Origin of the sequence: Pseudolabrys sp. Root1462, from assembly GCF_001426945.1 — a bacterium.
Classification (GTDB): domain Bacteria; phylum Pseudomonadota; class Alphaproteobacteria; order Rhizobiales; family Xanthobacteraceae; genus Pseudolabrys.
In genome coordinates, this window is sequence record NZ_LMFS01000001.1 from 2,814,569 (window position 1) to 2,840,298 (window position 25,730).

The window sequence follows — 25,730 nt, forward strand, 5'->3', positions numbered from 1 at the left end:
CGGATCGAAGGCTCTCCCGCGCATGGCCGCCCCGCGAGGAACCGGGAACTCATCCCCACGATAATCGCGTTAGATGCGTCGAAAGGTGCGGCGCAAGGCGGGCGGCGGGCGCACCCGACCAGGAAACGCACCATGAGCACGCTCGCTGCTGCGCCGCCCATCGCCGGCACCGCCCCCTCGCAAAGCCAGATCACCAAGGTCGCCATCGCCTCGATCGTCGGCTCCGTCATCGAACAATTCGACTTCCTGGTCACCGGCGTGATCGCCGCGACAGTCTGGGGCGGCCTGTACTTCAAATTGCCGGGGCTGGCGGCGGTTGCCGCCGCGATCAGCGTCTACGGCATTGGCATCATCATCCGTCCGGTGGGCGCCTACATCTTCGGCCACATCGCCGACCGCCGCGGCCGCAAGGACGCGCTGGTCTGGGCGCTGGTGCTGATGGGCGTTTCGACGCTCCTGATCGGATTGACGCCGGGTTACGACAGCATTGGCGTCGCCGCACCGATCCTGCTGATCGTGTTCCGTCTCGTCCAGGGCATCTCCTTCGGCGCCGAGTTCGGCACCGCGGCGACCTGGGTCGTCGAGCAGGCGGCGAACTCGAAATATCGTGCCTTCTGGGGCGCCTGGGTCGGCTTCGCCATTCCGATCGGCCTGCTGCTCGGCTTCGGCTCCGTCATCTTCACCAAGTCACTGATGACGCCGGAACAGTTTAATGCCTGGGGCTGGCGCGTGCTGTTCTTCATCGGCTTCGTCGTCGCCATTGTCGGCCTCATCATCCGCACGCGAACGATCGATTCCTATTTGTTCGAGCAGCATCGCGCCAAAGGCGGCGTTCTCGAGCACCCGGCGCGCGACGTGTGGCGCGAGATGCCGGGGACCATCCTGCGCACGTCACTGGTCAACGCCATGTTCGGCGGCGCCTTCTTCCTCTACTTCGTGTTCGGCACCAGCTACATGAAGGCCGCCGGCTTCACTGGCTCGACGCCAGAGGTCATCGGACTGATTGCCGCCGCCTTCATGCTGGTGTTCATGATCATCGGCGCCTTGCTCGCCGATGCCATCAACCGGCGCACGGTGCTGCTGATCGCCGCCGGCGTGTTCTTCGTCTTCGCCATCCCGTACTTCTATCTGGTCAACACCGGCAGCTTCCTTCTGGCCACCGTCGCGGAAGTCATCGGCTTCGGCTTTGTGTTCGGCTTCGGCTACGGCGCGATCCCGACGTTCTATACAGAGAACTTTCCGACGCGGTATCGCGCTTCGGGTGCCAGCGCCGGCTATCAGGTGTCGCAGGCTTACGGCGGCGGTCTCATTCCGATCATCGCCGGCGCGCTGCTCAGCAAATTCGGTATCCATCAGGCCTACATCTATATCGGCGGCCTGGTGATGCTCTACGCGCTTGCGGCGATCGTCGCGATCATCATGACGCCGGAAACGAAGGGCGCACGACTCGATTGAGCCGCGATCGGGAACGCGCACAGCATTGCCGCGTTGAAAGACAGGTCCGCGCCGGTTGACAACCGGCCGTGATGGGGATGTTGGACGCAGGTCATTTTGCCGGTTTCTGCCTGCGACAGCAACGCATTGGTACGCGTCGCCATCTAACCCATTGCCGGCGCGGACCGCCTGACGCGAATTTATCGCGACAGATTCGCCTGCAGACAATTTGGCATCAATGAGACAAAGCCCGGCTAGCGCTCATGTGCGCCGCGCGTAGTCGCGCCTCATTTCCGCCGCGCATGTGAAGCCCGCTGTTCCAGCCGGCATCATCACAGTTTTGCGTCAATATGTAATCGGACGTGACGGCACTAATTGTTCCAGCGCCGCGTTGTCTCCGCACCACCGCCGAGCGTTCCGCTCGATCAACTTCGCCGAAAGTGAGGACGAATTTGCCGTCGCGCGTGAGACGCGACGACGAGATTTTTGTGCACCGATGCAACCGTTTCAACAATAACTGGAGGGCTCCGATGACAGCGATCAACCTGCCGCCCCTCTGCCCCATCTGCGGCGGCAAAACCCGGCTCAAGGAAATGCACCGCTTGCCACGGTCCGCTAAACTCACCTGCTTCTTCCGCTGTGTCGAATGCAGCACCGAATATCCTCGCTCGGTGGAAGCCGAAGAGGCCGAAATGGCCGGATTGACCGCGCCAACCGCTATTCCTCCGGGAGATCGCGATCCGGCCCTCTGACGACACGGGGATACGCCATTTGGGATTTGCCGCGGCCTCGGCTAAAAGGCCGCGGCATCGATGCCGCCAGCGGCATCGTTTCTACGGAGCGACGAAATGTCATTGACCCGCCGGACCGCCCTGCTCGCCGCATTCGCCGCGAGCCTGCCGTCCCTCCCTGCCCCCGCTCAGACCGGAAAATTCATGACCACAGCATCAGGCCTTCAGATCCAGGACACGCAGGTTGGTACCGGCGCACAGCCGAAGCGCGGCCAGACTTGCGTGATGCACTACACCGGATGGCTCTACACCAACGGTATGAAGGGCAAGAAATTCGACTCGTCGGTCGATCGTGGCGAGCCGTTCGAATTCCCGATCGGTACCGGCCGCGTTATCAAGGGCTGGGACGAAGGCGTCGCCACCATGAAGGTCGGCGGCAAGCGCACGCTGATCATCCCGCCGCAACTCGGTTACGGCGAGCGCGGCGCTGGCGGCGTCATTCCGCCGAACGCCACGCTGATGTTCGACGTCGAACTGCTCGGCGTGAAGTAGCGTCGTTCGCTCGCAAGTCATCAAGGCCCTTGGCGCCGACGCGCCGGGGGCCTTTTCGCGTTAACAGCCGGTTAACCATGATTTCTTACCGTCCGTTAACCAACCGGGAATGCACACGTGACCACTGCGATCGGCACAAATCCTTACAGCGCCGCCGGTACCGCCTATGGCTCGCAGACCGCCAGTACTGCGGCGACGGCCAAGGCCGGCGATACCGGGGGCAATCCTGCCGGTTCGGCGACCAGCAGCGGCGACACGGTCGAGTTGTCCGACGCCGCCAGGGCTTACCTCGCCAGCCAGTCGACCGACGCGGCGACGCTCGCGGCCGAAGCGCGGAAATGGTTTGACGCGCAATACAAATCCACCGGCCTTGCCTCGCCGATGCTCGACGGCAGCGTCGCGCTCGACATGACCTCGGTCAGCCGCGAGAGCCTCTCAGCCATCGCGGCCAATACCGGCGGCCAGTTCAGCAGCGACGAAGTCGTCGCGGCCGGCGCGACGCTACAGAAACGCTTCGATGACGCGTTGACGCCGCACGTCGTCGTCGCCCGTCACACCGGCGACTACGCCGGGCTTTACAAGGCGGCGGCCGATTATCTCGACAAGGCTGGCGCCGATGAGCGCGCGACGCCGTTGTGGATCAGCACCAAGCAGGCCGTCGATGAGGGCCTCGCGCTGGCGCAAAAATCCCCGATGAAGGCGCCGCAAACCACCAACGGCAATGACCCGGTCGCGGCGCTGCTGCAAGAGACCTCGCAAGTCTCCGATGCGAGCGGCACGACCACCGACGCTGCGGCCGCCACCGACGCCCGCGCACGCCTCGACGCGCTGGCCAACAAGGCGCGCGACGCCGGCACCGAGCTGGTGTTCGATTCAACGCGCAAGACAGGACAGCTCGTCGACTTCTCCAGCTTCAGCAACCAGTCGCTGGCAGTCATGACGCTCAACCAGGACGGCCAGTTCTCCACGGATGAATCGCGCGCGGCCAAGAAAGAACTCGACCAGCGCAACCGCACCAGCCTCATGTCGGTCTTTAACGGCTCGAATGGCGATGTCGGGGCGCAAAGCCTGGCGCTGCTCAACCACTACAACAACATGACCGCCGCCGAGAAAACGGCTTCGGGCTACAATAGCGATCTGGAAAGTCGTCTGGTGCAGAATTACCGGCTGGCATCGATGTTCGGCAGCGGTTCGGCCGGAAGCGCCAGCGGCAGTAATGCGAGCCTCGTCAGCTACCTGAGTTGAGCGCGACGGACGATATAACCGTCAGCGCGTCTTCCGTTTCCAGGGCAACAGGCCGCCGAGCAGCGCATCGGCGAGCGAGGTGGCCGGTGCTTCGCGGGCGCGGCCCTCGTGCACCAGCTCGTGAATGAAACCGAGCTTGCGGATCACCGCCGGCGACAGCACGAACGGATAAAGATCGCGGGCGCCGATGGCGCGGCTGACATTGTTCATGGCGAAGACGTAGGGCAGCCAGGCGTCAATGATTTGCTCGATGCTTTCGGCGCGATAGGGATCGAACGTCACTTTCGCGGCGAATTCGCCGGTATCGTCGACCTTGGGACGGACCGACATGCCCGAGGCCGCCACCATCTCCAGCGTATCGACGATGTGCAGATAGTGCGCCCAGGTCTCGGCGAAGTCCTCCCACGGGTGGCTGGTCGCATATTGCGAAACGAAATTGTCCTGCCAGTTCGGCGGCGAGCCCTCGGCATAGTGGCGCTGCAAGGCCGCTCCGTAATCCTCGCTATCATCGCCAAACATCGCGCGACAGGGTTCGAGCTTGCCGCCATCGCGCACCAGGACATCCCAGTAGTAGTGGCCGATCTCGTGGCGAAAGTGGCCAAGCAAGGTCCGGTACGGTTCGCCCATGGCGACGCGTCGCCGCTCGCGCTCGGCATCGTCGGCCTCAGCGAGCGCGATGGTGATCCTGCCGTTGTCATGGCCGGTCATCACCTTCGGCGCCCCTTGTAGCGGCGGATCGGCGAGGAATTCGAATGAAAGCCCATGTTCGGGATCTTCGATCACCGTCTTGAGCGGCAGGCCGAGACGAAGCAGCGAATAGAACAGCCGGTGCTTGGACATCTCCAGCACTTGCCACGCCGCCCGATTGGCCGGCGCCGACAGGTCGGGCACCACGGCGTTATGCCGGCAAGCCACACAGAAAGCGTCGGTGGTGCCATCCGGGACAAACCAGTTGCAGGCATCGTACTGGGCATTGACGCAGAGCAACCGCTTCTGCTCCGGCGCGTTGAGCGGCTTCCACCAGTTATCGCCGAGGGGCTCGATCGCCGTCATCTCCGTGCGGGCCGGGCCGTAGGCGAGCCGGTGGCCGCAAACCTCACAGGAGTGGTTCTCGAAATAGACGATGTTGCCGCAGAACTGGCACTTGAAGAGCTTCATGGGGTCGCCGCGTTGGAGGAATGGCCCGCCGGAACGGGCTTTCGAGAACGCCGGTCGTACCAGCAAGTTCCGGCCTTCAGCCACGTCATGACAAAGGCCGCGCCCTTTTCAGGACGCGGCCCGATCAAGCTTCTGGCCGCGAGCCGCGGAGCCGGATCACTCGGCAGCGATCGGCGCCTTGGGCAGCTTGTCCTGCGCCGACACCAGCCGGCGCATAATCTTGAGATCACGATCCGACAACTGGAGGCAGGCGTCGGCCCAGACCCGGACAATGCGATCGAGTTCGTCGAGTGACAGCGGCATCACCTGACGGCCGGCTTCGAACACTGCCCGCGCCCCGATATGACGGCGCTTGTTGCGCTCCATATACTCGCGTGCGGCGGCAATGCCCTGCCCCGGCTCGACCACCATGTGGATGAGACCGGCATCCTTCATTTCCTGCGCCGAGTAGGTCCGGCCGGTCAGCATCATTTCCTCGGCGAAGGCCGCGCCGCAACGGCGCGCGACCAGGCTGTAAGCGCCCATGCCGGGGAAAAGACCGAACAGGGTCTCCGGGAAGCCGAACTTGGCCTGACTTTCGGCGATGATGACGTTGAACGACAGCAGCGACTCAAACCCGCCGCCCAGCGCGTCACCCTGCGCCAACCCGATCGTAATGATCGGCAACCCAAGCGTGTACATATTGCGGTGCAGAATGCGCACGCAGGACTCGCCGTAGCCGATCAGGGCCTGACGGTCGCGCTTGCGGATCAGTTGCGAGAACAGATCGAGGTCGCCGCCGAGGTTGAACACGCCATCGGTCCGCGAACCGAGCAGCAGGTAGTCGAGCTCGCCGGGACGGTCCTTGAACTCGGCGGCAATGCCGCGCTGCCAGGCGTGGAAATCCTCGAGCAGGTCCGGATTGTAGCTCGGCCGCCCGCGTGGACGCATGAACGTCCACAACGCGCCGATCTCCTTCTCGAAGCTGACTTCGAGCTGCACGAGTTCGAACAGACGGCGCGCGTCGGTCGTGCGCTTGAGATCGATGACGTTGGAATCGTTGACCAGCGCTTCCGCAGACTTGGAATAGCTGACGTTCAGCGCGGTCGGTTTGAGGTCGAAAACATTAACTGCCGGACCAAGGCCCGGCAGGTTCGAACGCGCCTCGCCACGAGAAACCGGCTTGCTTCCGGATAAACCGGGATTGGAATACGCGTACATAGACACTTCCACACGCCCGTTAACTACTTCTTTACCCTAACAGACTCCTAAGAGAGTTTCAATAAATCCCTACCACCGATTGCATAGGTGCCCCGTCCCCGCCGCCGGGCGGCCACGCAATTAACAGCCAGAATGGCTGACTTTTCGATCATTAACTAAGATCGACAAATGCGAGTCGCTGACCATGTTGCCCAAAGTTCCATCCGGCCGGCCGGAGGAGCCCCCGCCGGTCGCTTAAACTTTAGGCGTAGCGTTTGATCTTTCTTCAGCACGTCGCAACTTTGAAAAGCGGCGTTTGCGTCCTGTTGATCAGACATCCCTACCTTTCCCGCATCCGAAACCGCGCCTAAAGCGACATGCTGATCAGGAAGCTGCTGCAGACCCGACAGGCAGACGCCAATCTCCCCACGGAGATTCGGGCGGCGCTGGTCGACGCGCTTTTCGCCCCGATCGCCTCGCTGATTGTCGGCGCCGTCGCCTGCTCGATCATCGGCGCCGCGGTGGCCTTCCGGGCCGGCGACCCGTCGCTGCTGGCGGTGTCGACCACCATCCTCGCCGTCGGCCTGATCCGCGTGATTTCGGCGATCCTGTACAAGCGCTACAAGCTCATCGACCACCGCGCCACGAAGTTCTGGGAGCTGGTCTACGAGTACGGCGCCTGGGCGTTCTCCGGCCTGCTGGGTCTGCTGTGCTGGGTAACCATCACGCACACCACCGACTCGACACTGCAGATGGCCGTGACGACCATCTCCGCCGGTTACGGCGCGGCGATCTCCGGGCGCAACGCCGCCCGTCCCTTCATCGCTGTCGGCCAGCTCACTTTGTGCACGCTGCCTATGGCGGTAGCACTGCTGATCTATCCCGACTGGCTGCACCGAACGCTCGGCTTCGTGGTGCTGCTGTTCATGTACGGCATGATGGACATCACGCTCTGCATTCGTGAGATCATCATGCAGGCGTTGACCATGACGAGAAAAGAAGCGGCGCTAGCGGCGCGCTTCGAGGAGCAAGCCAACCGTTTCGACGTCGCGCTCAACAACATGTCGCACGGCCTGTGCATGATGGATGCCCAGGACCGGCTGCAGGTCTGGAACGAACGCTTCCTCGAATTGCTGCATCTGCAGAGCGCGCCGGTTCGGGTCGGCATGCGCATCGCCGAGCTCATCCGCTACAGCCTGCGGGCGCGCAACCATACATCGAAGAGCGTGAAAACGGTGGTCAGCGACCTGGTCAAAGGGCTTCGCCAGGACAACTTCGACCAGTTTCAGATTTCGCTCGATGGCGCGCGCACGATCGCCATTTCGCGGCGAATGATGCCGGACGGCGGCTCGGTTATCATTTTCGAGGACGTGACCGAACGCAACCACGCCCAGGAACGCATTGCGCATCTCGCCCGTTTCGACGAATTGACGGGGCTTGCCAATCGTACGCAGTTCCGCGAACGCATTGCCGCGACGCTTGCGGCTGTTCAGGAACGCGAGAACCACATCGCGGTCCATCTCATCGATCTCGATCGCTTCAAGACCATCAACGATACGCTGGGCCACCCGATCGGCGACATGCTGTTGAAGGATGTCGCAGAGCGCCTGCGCGGCCTTGTCAACTCGCGAGACATGATCACCCGCTTTGGCGGCGACGAATTCGTCATTCTGCAGAGTGCAACGCCGCGCCAGCAGGACGCCAATGCACTGGCCCTGCGCATTGCCAGCACGATCCGCGAACCGTTCGAGATATCGGGACATCGCATCGATATCGGCGCCTCGATCGGCATCGCTATGGCGCCGCATGACGGGGTCGACGTCGATGAACTCCTGAAAAAGGCCGACATGGCGCTGTACGCCGCCAAGAGTCTCGGCGGCGGCGGGCATCGCTTCTTTGCCATGGACATGGAGGACGCCGCGCAGGAGCGCCGCGCGCTCGAACTCGATCTGCGCGAAGCCATCGCGCTCGATCAGTTCGATCTGCACTATCAGCCGCTCGTCGACCTGCACACCGGCAGGATCACGAGCTGCGAAGCACTGATGCGCTGGAGCCACCCGATCCGCGGCAATATTCCGCCGTCGGTATTCATCCCGGTGGCGGAAGAAACCGGCCTCATCATTGCGCTGGGTGAGTGGGCGCTCAATCGCGCGTGTGCCGATGCCTCGAGCTGGCCGCGCGACGTGCGCGTCGCGGTCAATCTGTCGCCGGTCCAGTTCCGCGACCAGGGGCTCGGCCTTCAGGTCGTGGCGGCGCTGGCCAAGTCCGGTCTGTCGCCGCACCGGCTCGATCTCGAAGTCACCGAGCGGCTGCTGCTCGAAGACAATGACATGACGCTCAAGGCCATGCGGCAGTTGCACGGGCTCGGCGTCAGCCTGTCGCTCGACGACTTCGGCACCGGCTATTCCTCGCTCAATTACCTGCGCAAATTCCCGTTCCACAAGATCAAGATCGACCGCTCTTTCATCGCCGATCTGGGCGACGGCCGCGATGCCCGTGCCATTATCGGCGCGGTAGCGGCCCTCGGCGCCGGCCTCGACAAGACGGTGGTCGCGGAAGGCATCGAGACCGAGGAGCAGATGAACCTGGTGCGCTCGCAGGGGTGTCAGGAAGGCCAGGGCTACCTGTTCGGCAAGCCGATGAGCGCGACCGATATCCGCGCCCGTCTGGACGGCCCTGTCGTTCCGCTCAAGCGGGTGCGGGTGGCCTGAGCCCGGCCGCCAGCCCCGGATCTTAGCTACCGACATTGCGCGACCGGGCCGCAGGCTTTATCCCTCTCCACTCCCGTCGATACGAACCGGAAGCCGCGCGGCATGGCGCCGGCCTGAGGTGGAGCCGTGGCGCGCCGTTCCTTTATTGAAGAAAGTCCGTCGCCCTGGGCGGTGTGGTCGTCGCGGCTGGCGCTCTTCGGCCTCGCTGTCGGCCTCCTTTCGGGCGTGGTCTTGGCAACCGGCTTCCTCGAATTCGGCCCCGCGCTGGCCACCCTCGGGGCGGCGCTTGCCTTCGCCGCCGTTGCCATCCTGTTCGCCTTCGCAGCCTTCGTGTCGATCTGGCGGCAGGGAAGCAGTGGCCTCGGCCGGGCATTGGCGGGATTGTTTCTGGGCGTTCTGCTGCTGGCTTATCCGGCTTATCTGGCGCAGCGGGCCTATAAGCTGCCGGCCATCAATGACATCTCGACCGATACGGCCAACCCGCCGCGCTTCGTCGCCCTTGCGCCGCAGCGGCCGGCCGATCATGTCGCTTACCCCGGCGGCACCACCGCGGCACGCCAGCAAGTTGCCTATCCCGACATCGTGCCGCTGCAACTCGACCTACCGGTGCGCAGCGCCTACGACGTCGCGCTCGGCGTCATTCAGGCGCACAAGTGGCCGATCGCCAACGCACAGCCGCCGGCGGGGCCGCGGCGCGACGCCTCGATTGAGACGACTGCGCGATCATTGGTTCTCGGATTCCGCGAGGACATTGTCATCCGGATTGCCCCGGCGGGCAGCGGTTCACGGATCGACCTGCGCTCAGCGTCGCGGATCCCAGCGCCTGATCTGGGCACGAACGCAGCGCGGCTGCGCGGCCTGCTCGACGAAATCGACGAGGCCGCCTCGAACGCGCCCGAGCCGCGTCCCGAGCAAAAAGCTCCCGAAGAGAAGAAGCCGGCGCCGCGGCGGCCGCGGCGCTGAGCCGGAGGCTCAGGCGCCCTTCAACCGAAAGACGCCGTCGATGGCCGGGAGGCCGTCGGTCTCGACCTGACCGCGCGCGACCAGATCTTCCATATGCGCCAGCACCGAGAGTCCCGCGGCGCCGGTCAGGCGCGGATCGATGCCGATGTAGATCGCGCGCACGATGGTCGGGATATCTGCGGCGCCTTTGGCCAGGCGGTGCAGGATCGAGTCCTCACGCGCCAGGCGGTGCAGGATGTAATAATTCACGAAGCGCACGGCGTCGGGAATGGCAGGGCCGTGACCGGGGAAATAGGTTTGCTCGGGACGCGCCGCGAGTTTGCGCAGCGAAGCCATGTAATCGCTCATGGCGCCGTCCGGCGGCGCCACAATTGACGTCGCCCAAGCCATGACGTGATCACCGGCAAACAGCGAATTGGCGCCCTTGAGCGCAAAGGCCATGTGATTGGCCGTGTGCCCGGGCGTCGTCACGCCTTCGACCGCCCAGCCGTCGCCTTCGACGATCTCGCCGTCCTTGAGATAGACATCCGGCACGAAATCGCGATCGCCGGATGAATCGAGCGGGTTGAGTTCGCCGATGTGCAAAGGCCGCGCGGCGCGATGCACGCCCTCGGCATAGACGGTGGCGCCGGTGGCATGTTTGATCGCCGGCACCGCCGGAGAATGATCGCGGTGCGTGTGGGTGACAAAGATGTGCGTCACCGTCTCGTTGTGCACGGCATCGAGGAGAGCCGCGACATGGGCCGGGTCGTCCGGTCCCGGATCCACGATTGCTACCTTTCCCTTGCCGATGATGTAGCTGACGGTGCCTTTGAAGGTGAACGGCCCTGGATTGTTGGCCATCACGCGGCGCACACCAGGCGCGACTTCGTCAACCGTGTCGGGCGCCAGATCGAGGGACTTGTTGTAGGGGATGTCTTCGGCCATGGCTCAGCGGGTCATGCTCTGCGTCACGATTGTCGGCGCGGGGGAATATCGCACGCAAGCGTGCCCTTAGCGGCCTGGGCTCCAACGTGCAATGGAAACTTGGCTCCGCCCTCCCGACCGCACACGCCTCGCCGTGGATCGATAGAAAAGCCCCGGACGATCGGTCATCGTCCGGGGCTTCCCGTTCGAAACCATCAAACGCTAAAGCTCGCTGATGTTTGGCAGCGTGAAGGAGCCGTCAACACCGTTGCCGTTGAACTGATTGGTGCCGTACGATTTCACCTGTCCGGAACCGGTAATGCTGACGCCAGTCGCATTGGAAACAATAGTCGACCGGCCGATTCTGACGATCGCGCTGCCCTGACCGGACGCCGTAACGCCGTTGGCGTTGATGCCGTTTGCCGCGTTCGACGCAACCAGAACCTGATCGACCATCACGTTGGCTGCGGCGTGGCCCGCAGTTGAGATCGCCGAAATGCCGTTATTGGAGTTGCCGACCAGGGACGTGTCACGCAGCGAGCCGTTGATTCCGCCGGCCGAACTGCCTGAGCCGTCGACGATGACACCGCTCGAATTGTTTTCGACGCGCACGTTGTTCAAAAAGATGTTGCCGCCCACCGTCGGCCGAAAAACGACGCCGCCGGTCGTTGCGCTGGTTCCGTTCTCCCTGATCTGCGTGTCGGAAACATAGAGTTCGGCGCCGCTGGCATTCGGAATGAAGTTTATGCCGTTCTGGACGAAGCGATGGATGACGCTCTTTTCGACGTGAAGCGTGCCCGAGCCGATGAAGTGTATGCCGTTCACGCCTGTTCCCAATCCCTCGATATCAAGGCCGCGCAGCACCACGACATCGGTCGCGGCGACGTTGACGATGATGCCATTGGTACCGCTGACCAGCACACCGGCCTCGAAGCCTTCCGAGCTGATGGTGATCGATTTCGTGATTGTCACGGCGCCGAAACCGCCGGGATCGAGCACATTGATTTCGCCGCCCGCGGCGGTTTTGGAGATCGCGCCCGCGAAGGTTTTGCACGGCGCCGTCCGGCTGCACGGATTGGCGTCATCGCCAACGCCCGACACCCAGGTCCGCGTGGCTTGCGCGTGGGCGGACGTGAATGAAATGACGGCAAGCAGCGCGGCGGCAAGAAGGCTTGCGCACCAACTGGTGTATTTCATGGTCTCCCCCTGTTGAAGCGAACCGCCGCGGCCTGCGCCGGGGCTTGGTCGCTACCCGATGTTAGCGCTGGACGAATAACAACCATAGGCGGTATTTTTGGGATGCCTGCACCTGCGGTCACATGCTGTTACCGTTCCCCGACGATCCCACAACGGGCTAAGACGCTGACGGACCACAAAAAAAGGCCAGCGCTCGGGAGAGTGCTGGCCTGTCGATCGGCGCTGCTTGCTGAGACCGCCTCAGTGAATCTCCGGCTCCGGCACTTTACCGGGCGCGACGAGGAAATCGAAATCGCAGCCGTCGTCGGCCTGGCCGATGTGATCGGAGAACAGCGCGCCATAGCCGCGCGGATAACGCGGCTCAGGCTTCTGCCACGCCGCCTTGCGGCGAGCGAGTTCTTCGTCCGAGACATGCAGATGGATTTTGCGCGCCGGCAGGTCGATTTCGATCTCGTCGCCGGTCTGCACGAAAGCCAGCGGGCCGCCGACGAAACTCTCGGGCGCGACATGCAGAATGCAGGCACCATAGGAGGTGCCGCTCATGCGCGCGTCCGATATCCGCACCATATCGCGGACGCCCTGTTTCACCAGCTTCTTCGGGATCGGCAGCATGCCCCACTCGGGCATGCCGGGGCCGCCCTGCGGGCCGGAGTTCTTGAGCACGAGAATGTGGTCGGCGGTGACCTCGAGATCGTCGCGCTCCACCTCGCGGGCCATGTGGTTGTAGTCCTCGAAGGCAATGACCTTGCCGCGGTGCTTGTGCAGCCGCTTCTCCGCCGCCGACGGCTTGATGACGCAGCCACGTGGCGCAATGTTGCCGGTGAGCACCGCAGTCGCGCCATCGCGCGACACCGGATCGTTCAGTGATTTGATGACGTCAGGCTTGTAGACCTCGGCACCTTCGATGTTCTCGCCCAGGGACTTGCCGGTGACGGTCCGGGCGCCGAGTTCGAGCACGCTGCGCAACTGGCTCATCAACGCCGGCAGGCCGCCGGCGTAATAGAAGTCTTCCATCAAATAGGCGCCGGACGGCCGCACGTTGGCAATGACCGGCACTTCACGCGACAATTCGTCGAAACGATTCATTTCCAGCTTGATGCCGGCGCGGCGCGCGATGGCGACGAGATGAATGATGCAGTTGGTCGAACCGCCCATCGCCATATGCACCTTGATGGCGTTGTCGACGGAATCCTTGGTGATGATGTCGGAAGGTTTGAGGTCGTCCCACACCATCTCGACGACGCGGCGGCCGCTCTGCGTCGCCATGCGCGCGTGGCTCGCGTCGGGCGCCGGGATCGACGACGCACCGGGCAGCGTCAGGCCGAGCGACTCGGCGACCGCCATCATGGTGGCAGCGGTGCCCATGGTCATGCAGGTGCCGAACGATCGCGCGATGCCATTCTCGATCTCGCCCCACTGCTCCTCGGTGATCTTGCCGGCGCGCTTCTCGTCCCAGTATTTCCAGGCGTCGGAACCCGAACCAAGCACCTGGCCATGCCAGTTGCCGCGCAGCATCGGACCCGCCGGCACGAACACCGTCGGGATGTCCATGCTGATCGCGCCCATCACCAAAGCCGGCGTGGTCTTGTCGCAGCCACCCATCAGGATCGCGCCGTCGATCGGTTGGCTGCGCAGAAGCTCCTCGGTCTCCATCGCCAGCAGGTTGCGATAGAGCATCGTGGTCGGTCGCATGAAGGATTCCGACAGCGACATCGCCGGCATTTCCAGCGGAAATCCGCCGGCCTGCAGCACGCCGCGCTTCACCTCCTCGGCCCGCGTGCGCAGGTGCACGTGGCAAGGATTGGCGTCGCTCCAGGTGTTGATGATGCCGATGACGGGCTTCCCTGCCCAATCCTCGGCGTCGTAACCCATCTGGCGCATGCGCGAGCGATGGCCGAACGAACGCAGGTCGGTGACGCCCAGCCAGCGATGGCTGCGCAGATCTTCAGGACGCTTCTTGACGGACATAGGTGTTTTGCTTCTTCGTCGAACTCAGGTGGATTTTGCCGGCGCCGTCTGCGGTGCATTTCGCCGGGCGGCGATTTGAGTCGCAATGACCACCGCGGCGACAAGCGCCCCGATCAGGTCAGTCTCCAGGCCAGGCTTGATCAATAACAGACCGCCGATGATGAGCAAAGCCCGCTGCCAGGGCGTCGTCGCGGTGATGAAGTAGCCATGCAGGCCGCCCGCGAACATGAGAATTCCGAAGCAGGAGGTGAGGAAGGAACCGACGATCGTCGGCCAGTCCCCAATCATCAGCAACGCCGGCTCGTAGACAATCATGAACGGCACGATGAAGCCCGCCGCCCCGACTTTCACGGCCGCCCAGCCGGCCTGCCAGAGGTCGGCCTTGGCGATGCCCGCGGCGGCGAACACCGCCAGCGCCACCGGCGGCGTAATCGCCGACAGCACCGCGAAGTACAGCGCAAACATATGGGCGGCCGGCGGGATGACGCCGAGCTTGATGATCGCCGGCACCAGCAGCGCCGTCATGATGATATAGGCCGGCGTCGTCGGCATGCCCATGCCAAGCACGATGCCGGCGCACATGGTCATGACCAGCGCCAGCAACAGGGTGTGTTCGGAGACATGGGTGACAACCTGGGTGAAGACGATGCCGACGCCGGAGAGTGTGACCACGCCAATGACGATGCCGGCGCAGGCGCAGGCGCAGGCCACGCCAAGCGCGTTGCGCGCGCCGTCGACGAAGGCATCGAGCAGATTCTTCAGGTTGACGTACCCGCGGGTGGTTTTGCGCAACGCGGCCACCGGAAAACACGCCAGCGTGCCGACCAGCGCCGCGAGCGGCGCGCTGTACCCGGAATACATGACGGTGAGGATCAGGATCACCGGAATGAACAGATGGCCGCGCACGCGAAGCGTTTCGCCCAATCGCGGCAATTCCGAGCGTGGCAGGCCGAGCAGCCCCCGCCGCTTCGCCTCGAAATGCACCGCGGCGAAACACGACACGTAGTAGAGGATCGCGGGAATGATCGCCCAGATCACCACCTGCCCGTAAGACACGGCGAGAAACTCGGCCATCACGAAGGCGGCGGCGCCCATGATGGGCGGCATGATCTGGCCGCCGGTCGAAGCGGTCGCCTCGACGCCGGCGGCGAAATGCGGAGAAAAGCCCGAGCGCTTCATCAGCGGAATCGAGATCGGCCCGTCGACCATGACATTGGCCACGGCGCTGCCGGAAATCGTGCCGAACAGGCTCGACGACACCACCGAGACCTTGCCCGGACCGCCGGCCTGATTGCCGGTGAGGCTCATGGCGAAGTCCATGAACAACTGTCCGGTGCCGGTGCGCTCCATGAACGAGCCGAACAGCACGAAAATCAGGACATAGCCGGCCGACACCGACAGCGGAATTCCGAAGATGCCTTCCGTCGTCATGTAAAGCTGGTCGAGCATCCGCATCGGCTCGAGCTTGGCGAAGAACAGGCCATAGATCAGAAAGACGATGGCGGTCACCGGCAGCGCCCAGCCGATCACGCGGCGCGTCGCCTCAAGGACGACCAGCGTCATGATGACGCCCATGGTCATGTCCAGCGGCGTCAGATCGTCGATGTAGAAGATGCGGTTAACGATGTATTCGTAGTTGACGAACAGATAGAGGATCGGCGTCACCGCAACGACCATCAGGACATAATCGAGCGTACTCGGCAGCGACAGCTTGGCCTCGCCCTCGACCTGAGCGCCCTGGGCAAGCTCCATGTCCTCGGTCTTCGAGCCGAGGCGGAACAGCAGAAACACCAGCACCAAGGCAAACAGCAGATGCGTGCCGCGGAACAGCACCGCCTCGGGCGAGCCGAAGGCGATCGCCCACATATGATAGAGCGCCATCGCGATCGAGATGACATAGAGGGCGATCCGCAGTAGTCCGCGATAGCTGGTGTCGATCTGCATGTTAGTCCCGCCCCCGTGACCAAAAGGAAACGCCGGCCGCGGCAAGCGCGGCCGGCGGTCGCAACATTTACTTAGTAGCTACCGTGATGCCGGCTTCCTTGTAGAACTTGGCGGCGCCCGGGTGGAACGGAACCCCGATGTCTTCGGCCATGCCCTTCGGCGTCAGGTCAGACATCGACTTGTTGACCGCGGACATCGACGCCACGTTCTGCGCCATCGCCTTGGTCATGGCATAGACCATGTCGGCCGGGAGCTTGCACGACGCGACGATGTGCGTCGCGTAGCCGATCACCTTCACGTCGCTGTCCTGCTTCGGGTACGTACCCTTCGGAATGCTGACGAGCGTATAACCGGGGTTGAGATCGCGCATCGCCTTGAGCTGATCGGCGAGGTCGAGGATCTTAACCTCCCGCGCGGAGGCAAGATCCATCACCGATCCCGACGGAATGGTGGTGCCGAGACCAAAGGCAACGGCGTGACCATCCTGCATCTGCGTCACCGAGTCGGTGTACGAGACGAAGCTCATCTTCACGTCGTTGTACGACATGCCGTTGACCTTGAGCAGCTGGCCCGTGATCAGTTCGCCGGTGTTGCCGCGCTGTTGCGTGGTGACGCCTTTGCCCTTGAGGTCCTTGATCGACTTAACCCCGGAGTCCGCGGCGACGACGAGCTGATAGTATTGCGGATAGAGCGTAGCGACGTTGCAGACGTTCGACGTCGGCTTGGTGAACGGCGCATTGCCCTTCAGCCCGTCGACGGTCGAGATCGAGTTGCCGAAGCCGACATCGGCCTTGCCTTCATCGACGCCGCGCACATTGGCGATGCCGGCGCCCGGCAGCGATTGCACATTGAGGCCCGGCACGGCCTTTTCCCACATGTCCTTGAGCTGGCCGCCGAGCGGAACCCAGACGCCACCCTGCGGGCCGGTCATCAACTTGATGTCAGTAGCGGCCGCCGGTTGGGCCACGGCCACGGCGAGACCCGTCGCAAGGCCCATATTCAAGACAAGTTTCGAGTATGAAAATTTCACCATCGTCGCCTCCTCCACTGCCCGCTTGTGGTGCTGCGGGCTTTTGCTTCCGCCTCGATGGACGGCATTTTTTTGATCGAGCTTCGACCTTACTTGGCGGCCGCCCTGTCGCACAAGTCTAATTTACAACTCTTGACAACATTGACGGAGCCGGACCAGTGTCGCGCGCCAACCGAATTCATCCCGAGGACAGCGATGCGCGAGACCACAAAATCCAAACTCATGGCGGTCTCGACCGCGACCTTGACCACCGTTTTGTTCAAGCGCGGGTTCCGCAATACCTTCATCGCCGGCATCCATCGCATCAATGCCGGCGACAAACCGAACATGGTCGGCCCCGCCTATACGCTGCGCTATATCCCCGCGCGCGAGGATCTGGACCATCTTGGCGTGTTCGAGGATCGCAGCCATCCGCAGCGCAAGGGCGTCGAGGAATGCCCGGCCGGGGCAGTGTTCGTGATCGACAGCCGGCGTAACGCCTCGGCGGCTTCCGCCGGCAACATCCTGCTCACCCGGCTGTGGAAGCGCGGCTGCGCTGGCATCGTCACCGACGGCGGCTTCCGCGATACGCCGGAAATCGCCGCCATGCCCTTCCCCGCCTATCATGCGCAGCCTGCGGCGCCGACCAACCTGATCAAGCATCACGCTGTCGATCTTAACCTGCCGATCGCCTGCGGCGAGGTTTCGGTTTATCCCGGCGACATCATCGTCGGCGACGCCGAAGGCGTCGTCGTGGTCCCGCAGCACATCGCCGACGACGTCGCCGACGAAGCCTTCGAGCAGACCGTGTTCGAGGATTTCGTGCAGGAGAAGGTGATGGAGGGCAAAAGCATCTTCGGCATCTATCCGCCGTCGCCCGAGGCGAAAGAGGACTTCGCCCGCTGGCGCAAAGCCAAAGACCGTTGAGGTCGTAGTCCCTCATGTCGCTTGAGAGGTCAGCATCGACGACGACGCCCTTGAGCGAGGCCAGGCGCAGCACCGGAATCTATCAGCGCATCTTCGAGACCATCGTTGCCGGCGAATTCGCGGTGAATTCCCGGCTACCATCCGAGACGGAGCTGGCGTTGCGCTTCGGCGCTTCGCGGCCGGTGGTGCGCGAAGCGCTGGCGCGCCTGCGCGATGACGGCATTATCGTCTCGCGCCAGGGCTCCGGCAGCTATGTGAAACGCCGGCCGGACGTCGCGGTGCTGCACTTCACGCCCGGCGGTTCGATTGACGACGTCCAGCGCTGTTTCGAATTCCGCCACGCCATCGAAGGCGGCGCCGCGGCACTCGCTGCGGAACGGTGGGAGGAAGCCGATCTGGCCGAGATCCGGGCGGCTTTCGACGCACTGGAAGTCGCGATCCGCAAGAACGAACTCGGCGTTGAGGCAGACGAACGTTTTCATCTGGCTATCGCCAAGGCGACCCATAACCCGTATTACGTTTCGATGCAGACGTCGCTGCAACCCCATATCCGTTTCGGCATGAACCTGACCCGCAATCTGTCGCGGTTACGGAAGGCCGAGCGCGTGCTCGCGGTCCAGGATGAGCACCGCGTCATCCTCGCCGCCATCGAGGCGCGCGATCCGCAAGCCGCGCGTCACGCCATGGAAGATCACATCGCCAACGCGCGGCGGCGCATGTTCGACAACGTGCCGGCATGACCGCGCAATCGCCGTCCACGCCGGCATCACCCGGGCTCGTCGCCCGGTTTTCCGGCAATGCCTATCTCCTTCTCGCACTCACCTCGCTGTTCTGGTCCGGCAACCATGTGATCGGGCGCGCCGCCGGCGGTGAGGTGCCGCCGCTCACCATTGCCCTGGTGCGCTGGCTGGTGCCGACCCTGCTGCTGTGGCCGTTCGTGCGGCAGAAGCTCCGGCAGGACTGGCCGACGATCGTGGCACACTGGAAGATCGTGTTCTGGCTGGCGTTCAGCGGAGGCGCCCTCTTCACCAGCCTGCAATATGTCGGCCTACAGCACACCAATGCGCTCAACGTGTCGGTGCTTAACTCGCTGGTGCCGGTGCTGATCGTCGTCGTCAGCGCCGCGGTGTTTCGTGACCGGGTGTCGCGCATGCAACTCGCTGGCATCGTCGTATCGTCGCTGGGTGTGGTCGCCATCGTTGCCCATGGCGATCTGACGAACCTGCGCGCGCTTGCATTCAATGAAGGCGACCTGATCACGCTTTTCACCATGCTGGTGTTTGCGCTCTATTCGACATCGCTTCGGCTGTCGCCGAGGATCGAACCTCTGACCATGCTGTTCATCCTCGCGACGGTATCGACCGTCGTCACCCTGCCCTTCGCGGCGTGGGAATGGGCTGGAGGCTTCACACCCAAGGCGACGTGGCTGACCTTCGGCACGCTGGCTTATGTCTCGTTCTTTCCGGGGCTGTTCGCCTATGCGCTCTGGAACCGAGGCATCGCGCTGATCGGCGCCAACCGCGCCGGTCCCTTCCTTCACCTCATCCCGGTCTTCACAGCGGTGATCGCCACGACGGTTCTGGGCGAGCATCTATATACGTTCCACATCGTCGGCTTCGCTCTGATCCTGAGCGGCGTCTATCTCGCCTCGCGGAAGGGCACATCTCCCGTTCCCAAAGGATAGGTACCCGCCAACCGACCGGCCGGTACGCGAGGGGAGAAGGAGATTTCGTCGCCGGCTCACGACAGGAGCGGCAATTTCCCTGTGAGTGTTAAAAGGCGCAGTCCTGTTTCTTATTTGCCAGCGGCCATTGACGTGCGGCCGGGCTGACCGCAGGACAGAGCCCTGCCGCGACGAATGCCGACCTTCCCGAAGGCCAACTGATCTTGAGCACAACCTCGCAACTGTCGGATAACGTAGCCCTCCACCTGGGCGACCCGCCCGGGCGCCGAACCGTACTTTCGACAGGCCTATTACCCTTGAACAGCACGAGCACAAGCCAGAACCGAACCGACGCGCGGTCTGCCGGCATTGTCGTCTTCGATCGTGTGCATAAAGCTTTCGCCGCGCGCGGCAGCGCCGGCGAAGTCGCGGCCCTGCACGATATCTCGCTGGCCGTGCCGACCGGGTCAATCATGGGCGTCATCGGCCGCAGCGGCGCTGGCAAATCCACCCTCATCCGGCTCGTCAACGGCCTCGAGACTCCGACCGGCGGCCGCGTGCTGTTCGACGGCGTCGACGTCGGAACATTGGGCGGCGGCGCCTTGCGGCAGACTCAGCGCCAGATCGGCATGATCTTTCAGCATTTCAATCTGCTGTCATCGCGCACCGTTTTCGAGAATGTCGGACTGCCGCTCGAGATCGCGGGCACGGCAAAGGCGGCCATCGCCGCACGCGTCAATGCGCTGCTGGACCTCGTCGGCCTCGCAGACAAGCGCGACCGCTATCCTAGCGAACTCTCGGGCGGACAGAAGCAGCGGGTCGGCATCGCACGGGCGCTGGCGACCGAGCCCAAGCTCCTGCTCTCCGATGAAGCGACATCGGCGCTTGATCCGGAAACGACGCGGTCGATCCTCGACCTGCTCAAGACCGTCAATCGCGAGCTCGGCCTGACAATCCTCTTGATCACGCACGAAATGTCGGTCGTGCGCGCGATCGCCGACGAAGTCGTCGTGCTTGAGGGCGGCCGCGTCGTCGAGCACGGCAACGTCTACGACGTCTTCACGCAACCCCAGCACGCCGTGACGCGATCGTTCTTCGCCAACGACGCCGGACGGCAGTTGCCCGAAGAGTTGAGAGCAAGGCTGCAGGCATCGGCATCGCCCGGCGGCAAGACCATCATCCGCATCGTGTTCCGGACCGCATCGGCCGACGAAGCCGTGCTTTCGAAGCTGACGCGCGAACTCGGGGTTGATGTCAACATCATCACCGCGACCGTGGATACGCTGTCCGGCAAGCCGTTTGGCTGGTTCATCGCCAGCATCGACGGCGGCAAGCCGGCGGAAGAGATTGTCGCCTATCTTGCCCGCTACGGCGTCGGCGCGGAGTTGCTCGGCCATGTCGCCTGAAATCATCCGCCTGATCGTCGATGCCACCGTCGACACGCTTTACATGGTGGCGCTGGCCCTGAGCTTCGGCACCTTGGTCGGCCTGCCGCTCGGCATCTTCCTCGCGACCGGCGGCAAGGGCGAGTTGCTCGCCTTCCCGGCGGCCAAAACCGTGCTCGGCTTCGCCGCCAACGCGACGCGTTCGACGCCCTTCATCATTCTCGTCGTGGCCATCATCCCGTTCACGCGGCTGATCGCCGGCACCTCGATCGGCACCACCGCGGCAGTCGTGCCGCTGACGCTCGCGGCGATTCCGTTCATCGCCCGGCTGATCGAAGCCGCCATCCGCGAGGTCGATTACGGCCTGGTCGAAGCGGCGCGGGCCATGGGCGCCACGCCGTTGCAGATCGTGCGCAAGGTACTCATTCCGGAAGCGCTTCCCGGCATCGTGCTCGGCCCGACGCTGGCTGCGGTCAACCTTATCGGCTTCTCGGCCATCGTCGGCGTCGTCGGCGGCGGCGGCCTCGGCGATCTCGGCATCCGTTACGGCTACCAGCGCTTCATGCCGGAAGTGATGGCCGTCGTCGTCGTCGTCCTCATCGTCCTGGTGCAGAGCGTGCAATCCTTCGGCGACCGCCTTTCGCGCCGTCTCAACAAACGTCTTCGTCACTCGTCCTGATGCATACTCAAGGGAGAACCAGCATGTTCGTGCGTCATATCCTGACTGCTGCCGTCGCCGTGATCGTCGGCCTCGGCGCGGCGCAAGCCGAAACCATCAAGATCGGCGTCACGCCCGGGCCGCACGCCCAGGTGCTCGAATTCGTCAAGCCCATCGCTGCGAAAAAGGGCCTCGACATTCAGATCATCGAATTCTCGGATTACGTCATTCCGAACACAGCCCTGGACGCCGGAGAAATCCAGGCCAATTCGTTCCAGCACCTGCCCTATCTGGAGAACCAGAAGAAGGACCGCGGCTTCAAGATCGAGAGCGCCGGCTTCACGCTGAATTTCCCGCTCGGCATCTACTCGAAGAAGCACAAGTCCTTCGCCGAAGTGCCGGACGGCGGCAAGATCGCCATCCAGAACGACCCGACCAATGGCGGCCGCTCGTTGCTGCTGTTGCAGGACAAGGGCTTCATCAAGCTCAAGCCGGAAGCGGGCATCAAGCCGAGCATCGCCGACATTATCGACAATCCGAAGAAGCTGAAATTCATCGAAGTCGAGGCCGCGCAGACGCCGCGCTCGCTCGAGGACGTCGATGCCGCCTCGATCAACACCAACTATGCGACACAGGCCGGGCTGACGCTGAACGACGCCATCCTCAAGGAGGACGCCAAGGGTCCCTACGTCAACATCATCGCTGTACGCACAGTCGACAAGGACAAGCCCTGGGTGAAGACCCTGCTCGAGGCCTATTACACCCCCGAGGTGAAGGCCTTCGTGCTTGAGAAGTTCAAGGGCGCGGTGCTGCCGAGCTGGTAAGCTTCAATCGAGACCGCGCAGGGATGCCGCATAGCGGCGTTCCCTGCGCGGGATGATTTTAGCTGCGCTTCGGCTTGGCGGCCGGCTTAGCCGGGGCCGTCGGCGCGACGGGCTCCAATACGACGTGCAGCGGATTGGGCTTGTGATCCATCGCCGCGCCGGTGATGCCATCGGTCACCATTCCGACCGCGCCGCCTGCGATGATGTTGCCGGCGAAGCCCAGGCCGCCATTGCCGGACACTTCGCGCCCGAGCTTCACCGTCTTCGGCTTGTAGCCAGCCTTCGTGAAGGTAACGACGAGATCCTGATTGCGCGCGACCTGCACCGTGCACGGTGTCACGCAGGCCGGCCCCGGGATCGGCTCGGTCTGCGGATTTTCCTCGTAAGCCGCGGCGCTGCCGACCTTCCCGTCGCGCACAGGGCATGGCCCGCCGCAGGGATAGTCCAGCACGGAGTGCATCTCCGCCCCGGACGGCTCGGACTCAAACACCACCGGCTCGCTCGTGCCGCGTGTCACCGAAGCGCAGCCGCACAGCAGCAGCGCGACCGCGCCAAGCGCGGCCAGCAATTTCGTCGTCATTGAAAGTCCCCCAACCCCTACCCCCAGGGGAATTATGTGTTTTAGCAACCTGGGGGATCATAGATTTAGCGTAGCGCCCGGCCACGGCAAAGAGGTAATGCGGTGACGCGCATCAAACGGTTGAGGATGTGGGGGAAAATGGTCGGAGTGGCAGGATTTGAACCTGCGACCCCCTCGTCCCGAACGAGGTGCGCTACCAGACTGCGCTACACTCCGACTGTGGGCGGCCTTATAACCCCCCCGTCTAAAACCGCAAGCTTGAGAGACGAAATGAGCGCCGAGCCGCAAACGCGGGTATTGCCAGCCGATCCGGACGCGGTCCGGACGGCCGCAGACTGCCTGGCGGCGGGCGGCCTGGTGGCGTTCCCGACCGAGACCGTCTACGGCCTCGGCGCCGATGCCACCCATGGCGAGGCGGTGGCGAGGCTTTACGCCGCCAAGGGGCGGCCGGCCTTCAATCCGCTGATCTCGCATATCCCCGACCTTGCCGCGGCGCGCAGCCTGGCTCTGTTCAATGCCGAGGCCGAACGGCTCGCCGCTGCCTTCTGGCCGGGACCGCTGACTTTGGTACTGCCCAAACGCTCAGACTGCCCGGTGTCGAGCTTGGCGTTGGCCGGCCTCGACAGCATCGCCCTGCGCGTGCCGGCGCATCCGATCGCGACGGCCCTGCTCAAGGCATTCGGCAGGCCCGTGGTGGCGCCATCGGCCAATCGCTCGGGCCACGTTTCGCCGACCACCGCCGCTCACGTGCTGGCCGATCTGCGCGGCCGCATCGACCTCATCCTCGACGACGGTCCCTGCCGCGTCGGCATCGAATCGACCGTGGTCGCGCTGATCGACGAACCGACCTTGCTGCGGCCCGGCGGGCTGGCGCGCGCCAAGATCGAACGCGTGCTCGGCCGGCCGCTGAAGGACGCCGCCGCGCATATCGACGAGGAGGCGCCGCTGGCGCCAGGCATGCTGGCATCGCACTACGCTCCCAAGGCCACGCTGAGGCTCAACGCGGCCGAGCCGCGACCGGATGAAGCGCTGCTCGCCTTCGGTCCGGCCGCCAAGTTTGCCGGAACCGTGTTCAACCTGTCGCCGCGCGGCGATCTGGTCGAAGCCGCCGCCAATCTGTTCTCGCAGTTGCGCCAGCTCGATGCCGCAGGTGCCACCATGGTTGCGGTCATGCCGGTGCCGAACGAAGGCCTCGGCGAAGCGATCAATGACCGCCTTGCGCGTGCTGCCGCGCCGAAGCCATAACAAGAGCCGTCACAGGAAACGCCTTCATGAACTCGCCGCTGCGCCATTCGCCTGCGCCCGAAATCCTGACACGTTTCGCGGCGATCGTCGGCGACAAATATGCCGTGACCGACCCGAACGACCTTGCCTCGCATCTGATCGAAGGCCGCGGGCTCTATCACGGCCGCACGGCGATGATGCTGAGGCCCGGTTCGACCGCGGAAGTCGCGGCCATTCTCAAGCTCGCCAACGAAACGCGTACCGCCATCGTGCCGCAAGGCGGCAACACCGGACTGGTCGGCGGCCAGATTCCCTTCGACGGCGAACTCATTCTGTCGCTGGCGCGGCTCGACAAGATCCGCGACGTCGACGTGCAATCGAACACCATGACCTGCGAGGCCGGCGTCGTCTTGCAGAAAGCGCAGGAAGCGGCCGCGGCGGCCGACCGGCTGTTTCCGCTATCGCTCGGCTCGGAAGGCAGCTGCACCATCGGCGGCAATCTGTCGTCCAATGCCGGCGGCACCGGCGCGCTCGCTTATGGCGTCGCCCGCGAGTTGATGGTCGGCGTCGAAGTCGTGCTGGCCGACGGGCGCATCATGAACCTGCTGCGCAAGCTGAAGAAGGACAATACCGGCTACGACCTGCGTCACCTGTTCGTCGGCGCCGAAGGTACGCTCGGCGTCATCACCGCGGCGGTGCTGAAACTTTTTCCGCGGCCGCGTGCACTCGAAACCGCTTTCCTCGCCGTGCCATCGCCGGAAGCCGCGGTGAAACTGCTCAACCTGGCGCAGTCGCAGATCAGCGGCACGCTGACCGGCTTCGAACTCATGATCCGCGGCATCATCGACTTCGCGATTAAACACGGCCATAACGTGCGCGATCCGCTGGCCTCGCCGCATCCGTGGTACGTGCTGATGGAAGTGTCGTCGCAGCAGGCCGAAGGATTGCGCGACAATCTCGAGGAGTTTCTCGGCAACGCCATCGAGCAGGAACTGGTCAGCGACGCCACGATCGCCGCCAACATCGACCAGGCGAAATCGTTCTGGCACATGCGCCACACTTTGACCGAAGTGCAGAAGCCGGAAGGCGGTTCGATCAAGCACGACGTCTCGGTGCCCGTCGCCGCCATTCCCGCGTTCCTCGCCGAAGCGGCAGATGCCGTGATCAAGCTCATTCCGGGATCGCGTCCGGTGCCATTCGGCCATCTCGGCGATGGCAACATCCATTACAACATCAGCCAGCCGGCCGGCGCCGACAAGGAGACGTTCCTGGCGCGCTGGGACGAAGTCAATTCGGTGGTTGACGGCATCGTCTTGAAATACGGCGGTTCGATCTCGGCCGAACACGGTATCGGCAAGCTCAAGCGTGACAAGCTGCCGAAGGTGAAGGATCCGGTGGCCTTGGCATTGATGCGCGATATCAAACGGGTGCTGGATCCGAACGGCATTCTCAATCCCGGCAAGGTGCTTTGA

22 protein-coding genes and 1 tRNA gene are annotated in these 25,730 nt (G+C 63.7%); 14 read left to right on the plus strand and 9 right to left on the minus strand.

The genetic code is table 11. The features are described 5' to 3' along the window. Positions 1–132 precede the first annotated feature (132 nt). From ASD45_RS13640 to ASD45_RS13650, 4 genes are all read left to right on the plus strand, one after another. A complete protein-coding gene (locus tag ASD45_RS13640) occupies positions 133–1,455 on the plus strand; it encodes an MFS transporter (protein ID WP_056911979.1) in 1,323 nt (440 codons plus the stop codon). Between the two features lie 509 nt (positions 1,456–1,964). Then, complete coding sequence (locus tag ASD45_RS23515) at positions 1,965–2,186, plus strand: hypothetical protein (protein WP_156380847.1); 222 nt, start codon at positions 1,965–1,967, stop codon at positions 2,184–2,186. 96 nt (positions 2,187–2,282) lie between these two features. Then, positions 2,283–2,717 carry an FKBP-type peptidyl-prolyl cis-trans isomerase gene (locus ASD45_RS13645; protein WP_244485357.1) on the plus strand — a complete coding sequence of 145 codons (435 nt, stop codon included), beginning with the start codon at positions 2,283–2,285 and terminating at the stop codon, positions 2,715–2,717. A gap of 117 nt (positions 2,718–2,834) precedes the next feature. After that, positions 2,835–3,962, plus strand: a complete 1,128-nt coding sequence (locus ASD45_RS13650) for a hypothetical protein (RefSeq protein ID WP_056911981.1) — start codon at positions 2,835–2,837, stop codon at positions 3,960–3,962. A 21-nt stretch (positions 3,963–3,983) separates the two neighbouring features. Here ASD45_RS13650 and ASD45_RS13655 read toward each other — a convergent pair whose 3' ends face one another. Then, positions 3,984–5,120: a putative zinc-binding peptidase gene (locus tag ASD45_RS13655; protein ID WP_082540827.1), complete on the minus strand. Its 1,137-nt coding sequence runs from the start codon at positions 5,118–5,120 to the stop codon at positions 3,984–3,986. A gap of 156 nt (positions 5,121–5,276) precedes the next feature. Next, a complete protein-coding gene (locus ASD45_RS13660; RefSeq protein WP_056911982.1) occupies positions 5,277–6,320 on the minus strand; it encodes a crotonase/enoyl-CoA hydratase family protein in 1,044 nt (347 codons plus the stop codon). A gap of 356 nt (positions 6,321–6,676) precedes the next feature. Between ASD45_RS13660 and ASD45_RS13665 the strand changes: the two genes are divergently transcribed. Then, a complete protein-coding gene (locus tag ASD45_RS13665) occupies positions 6,677–9,010 on the plus strand; it encodes an EAL domain-containing protein (protein ID WP_056911983.1) in 2,334 nt (777 codons plus the stop codon). A 126-nt stretch (positions 9,011–9,136) separates the two neighbouring features. Then, the gene (locus ASD45_RS13670; RefSeq protein WP_056911984.1) at positions 9,137–9,973 is read left to right on the plus strand and encodes a DUF1499 domain-containing protein; all 837 of its coding nucleotides are present in this window, start codon (positions 9,137–9,139) and stop codon (positions 9,971–9,973) included. A 9-nt stretch (positions 9,974–9,982) separates the two neighbouring features. Here ASD45_RS13670 and ASD45_RS13675 read toward each other — a convergent pair whose 3' ends face one another. The 5 genes from ASD45_RS13675 to ASD45_RS13695 all read right to left on the minus strand — a co-directional run bounded on the left by ASD45_RS13675 (position 9,983) and on the right by ASD45_RS13695 (position 17,021). Further along, positions 9,983–10,900, minus strand: a complete 918-nt coding sequence (locus ASD45_RS13675; RefSeq protein WP_056911985.1) for an MBL fold metallo-hydrolase — start codon at positions 10,898–10,900, stop codon at positions 9,983–9,985. A gap of 201 nt (positions 10,901–11,101) precedes the next feature. Then, entirely contained in the window at positions 11,102–12,076 is a 975-nt protein-coding gene (locus ASD45_RS13680; RefSeq protein ID WP_082540828.1) for a hypothetical protein, read from the minus strand. A 240-nt stretch (positions 12,077–12,316) separates the two neighbouring features. Continuing rightward, complete coding sequence (gene araD / locus ASD45_RS13685) at positions 12,317–14,044, minus strand: L-arabinonate dehydratase (RefSeq protein ID WP_056911986.1); 1,728 nt, start codon at positions 14,042–14,044, stop codon at positions 12,317–12,319. 24 nt (positions 14,045–14,068) lie between these two features. Then, complete coding sequence (locus ASD45_RS13690) at positions 14,069–15,988, minus strand: TRAP transporter permease (protein WP_056911987.1); 1,920 nt, start codon at positions 15,986–15,988, stop codon at positions 14,069–14,071. 67 nt (positions 15,989–16,055) lie between these two features. Continuing rightward, positions 16,056–17,021: a TAXI family TRAP transporter solute-binding subunit gene (locus ASD45_RS13695; RefSeq protein ID WP_056912780.1), complete on the minus strand. Its 966-nt coding sequence runs from the start codon at positions 17,019–17,021 to the stop codon at positions 16,056–16,058. Between the two features lie 192 nt (positions 17,022–17,213). On the opposite strand from ASD45_RS13695, the gene ASD45_RS13700 reads away from it, so the two are divergent. From ASD45_RS13700 to ASD45_RS13725, 6 genes are all read left to right on the plus strand, one after another. Continuing rightward, positions 17,214–17,924 carry a ribonuclease activity regulator RraA gene (locus tag ASD45_RS13700; RefSeq protein WP_056911988.1) on the plus strand — a complete coding sequence of 237 codons (711 nt, stop codon included), beginning with the start codon at positions 17,214–17,216 and terminating at the stop codon, positions 17,922–17,924. A gap of 50 nt (positions 17,925–17,974) precedes the next feature. After that, positions 17,975–18,664 (plus strand): FadR/GntR family transcriptional regulator, encoded by a 690-nt coding sequence (locus ASD45_RS13705; RefSeq protein WP_244485359.1) that lies wholly within the window; start codon positions 17,975–17,977, stop codon positions 18,662–18,664. Continuing rightward, the gene (locus ASD45_RS13710; protein ID WP_056911990.1) at positions 18,661–19,608 is read left to right on the plus strand and encodes a DMT family transporter; all 948 of its coding nucleotides are present in this window, start codon (positions 18,661–18,663) and stop codon (positions 19,606–19,608) included. The genes ASD45_RS13705 and ASD45_RS13710 overlap by 4 nt, the downstream gene beginning before the upstream one ends. Positions 19,609–19,904: 296 nt before the next feature. Continuing rightward, entirely contained in the window at positions 19,905–20,993 is a 1,089-nt protein-coding gene (locus ASD45_RS13715) for a methionine ABC transporter ATP-binding protein (protein ID WP_156380848.1), read from the plus strand. Further along, positions 20,983–21,651, plus strand: coding sequence for a methionine ABC transporter permease (locus tag ASD45_RS13720; RefSeq protein ID WP_056911991.1), 669 nt, complete (start codon positions 20,983–20,985; stop codon positions 21,649–21,651). Before ASD45_RS13715 ends, ASD45_RS13720 begins: the two co-directional genes overlap by 11 nt. A 23-nt stretch (positions 21,652–21,674) precedes the next feature. Then, positions 21,675–22,454 (plus strand): MetQ/NlpA family ABC transporter substrate-binding protein, encoded by a 780-nt coding sequence (locus ASD45_RS13725; RefSeq protein ID WP_056911992.1) that lies wholly within the window; start codon positions 21,675–21,677, stop codon positions 22,452–22,454. A gap of 58 nt (positions 22,455–22,512) precedes the next feature. Here the strand turns inward: ASD45_RS13725 and ASD45_RS13730 are convergent, their stop codons facing one another. Next, entirely contained in the window at positions 22,513–23,034 is a 522-nt protein-coding gene (locus ASD45_RS13730) for a hypothetical protein (protein WP_056911993.1), read from the minus strand. Between the two features lie 139 nt (positions 23,035–23,173). Beyond that, positions 23,174–23,250: transfer RNA gene (locus ASD45_RS13735), tRNA-Pro, on the minus strand. A 54-nt stretch (positions 23,251–23,304) separates the two neighbouring features. Here ASD45_RS13735 and ASD45_RS13740 point away from each other — a divergent pair. Beyond that, complete coding sequence (locus ASD45_RS13740; protein ID WP_056911994.1) at positions 23,305–24,279, plus strand: L-threonylcarbamoyladenylate synthase; 975 nt, start codon at positions 23,305–23,307, stop codon at positions 24,277–24,279. A 26-nt stretch (positions 24,280–24,305) separates the two neighbouring features. Continuing rightward, the gene (locus ASD45_RS13745) at positions 24,306–25,730 is read left to right on the plus strand and encodes an FAD-binding oxidoreductase (RefSeq protein ID WP_056911995.1); all 1,425 of its coding nucleotides are present in this window, start codon (positions 24,306–24,308) and stop codon (positions 25,728–25,730) included.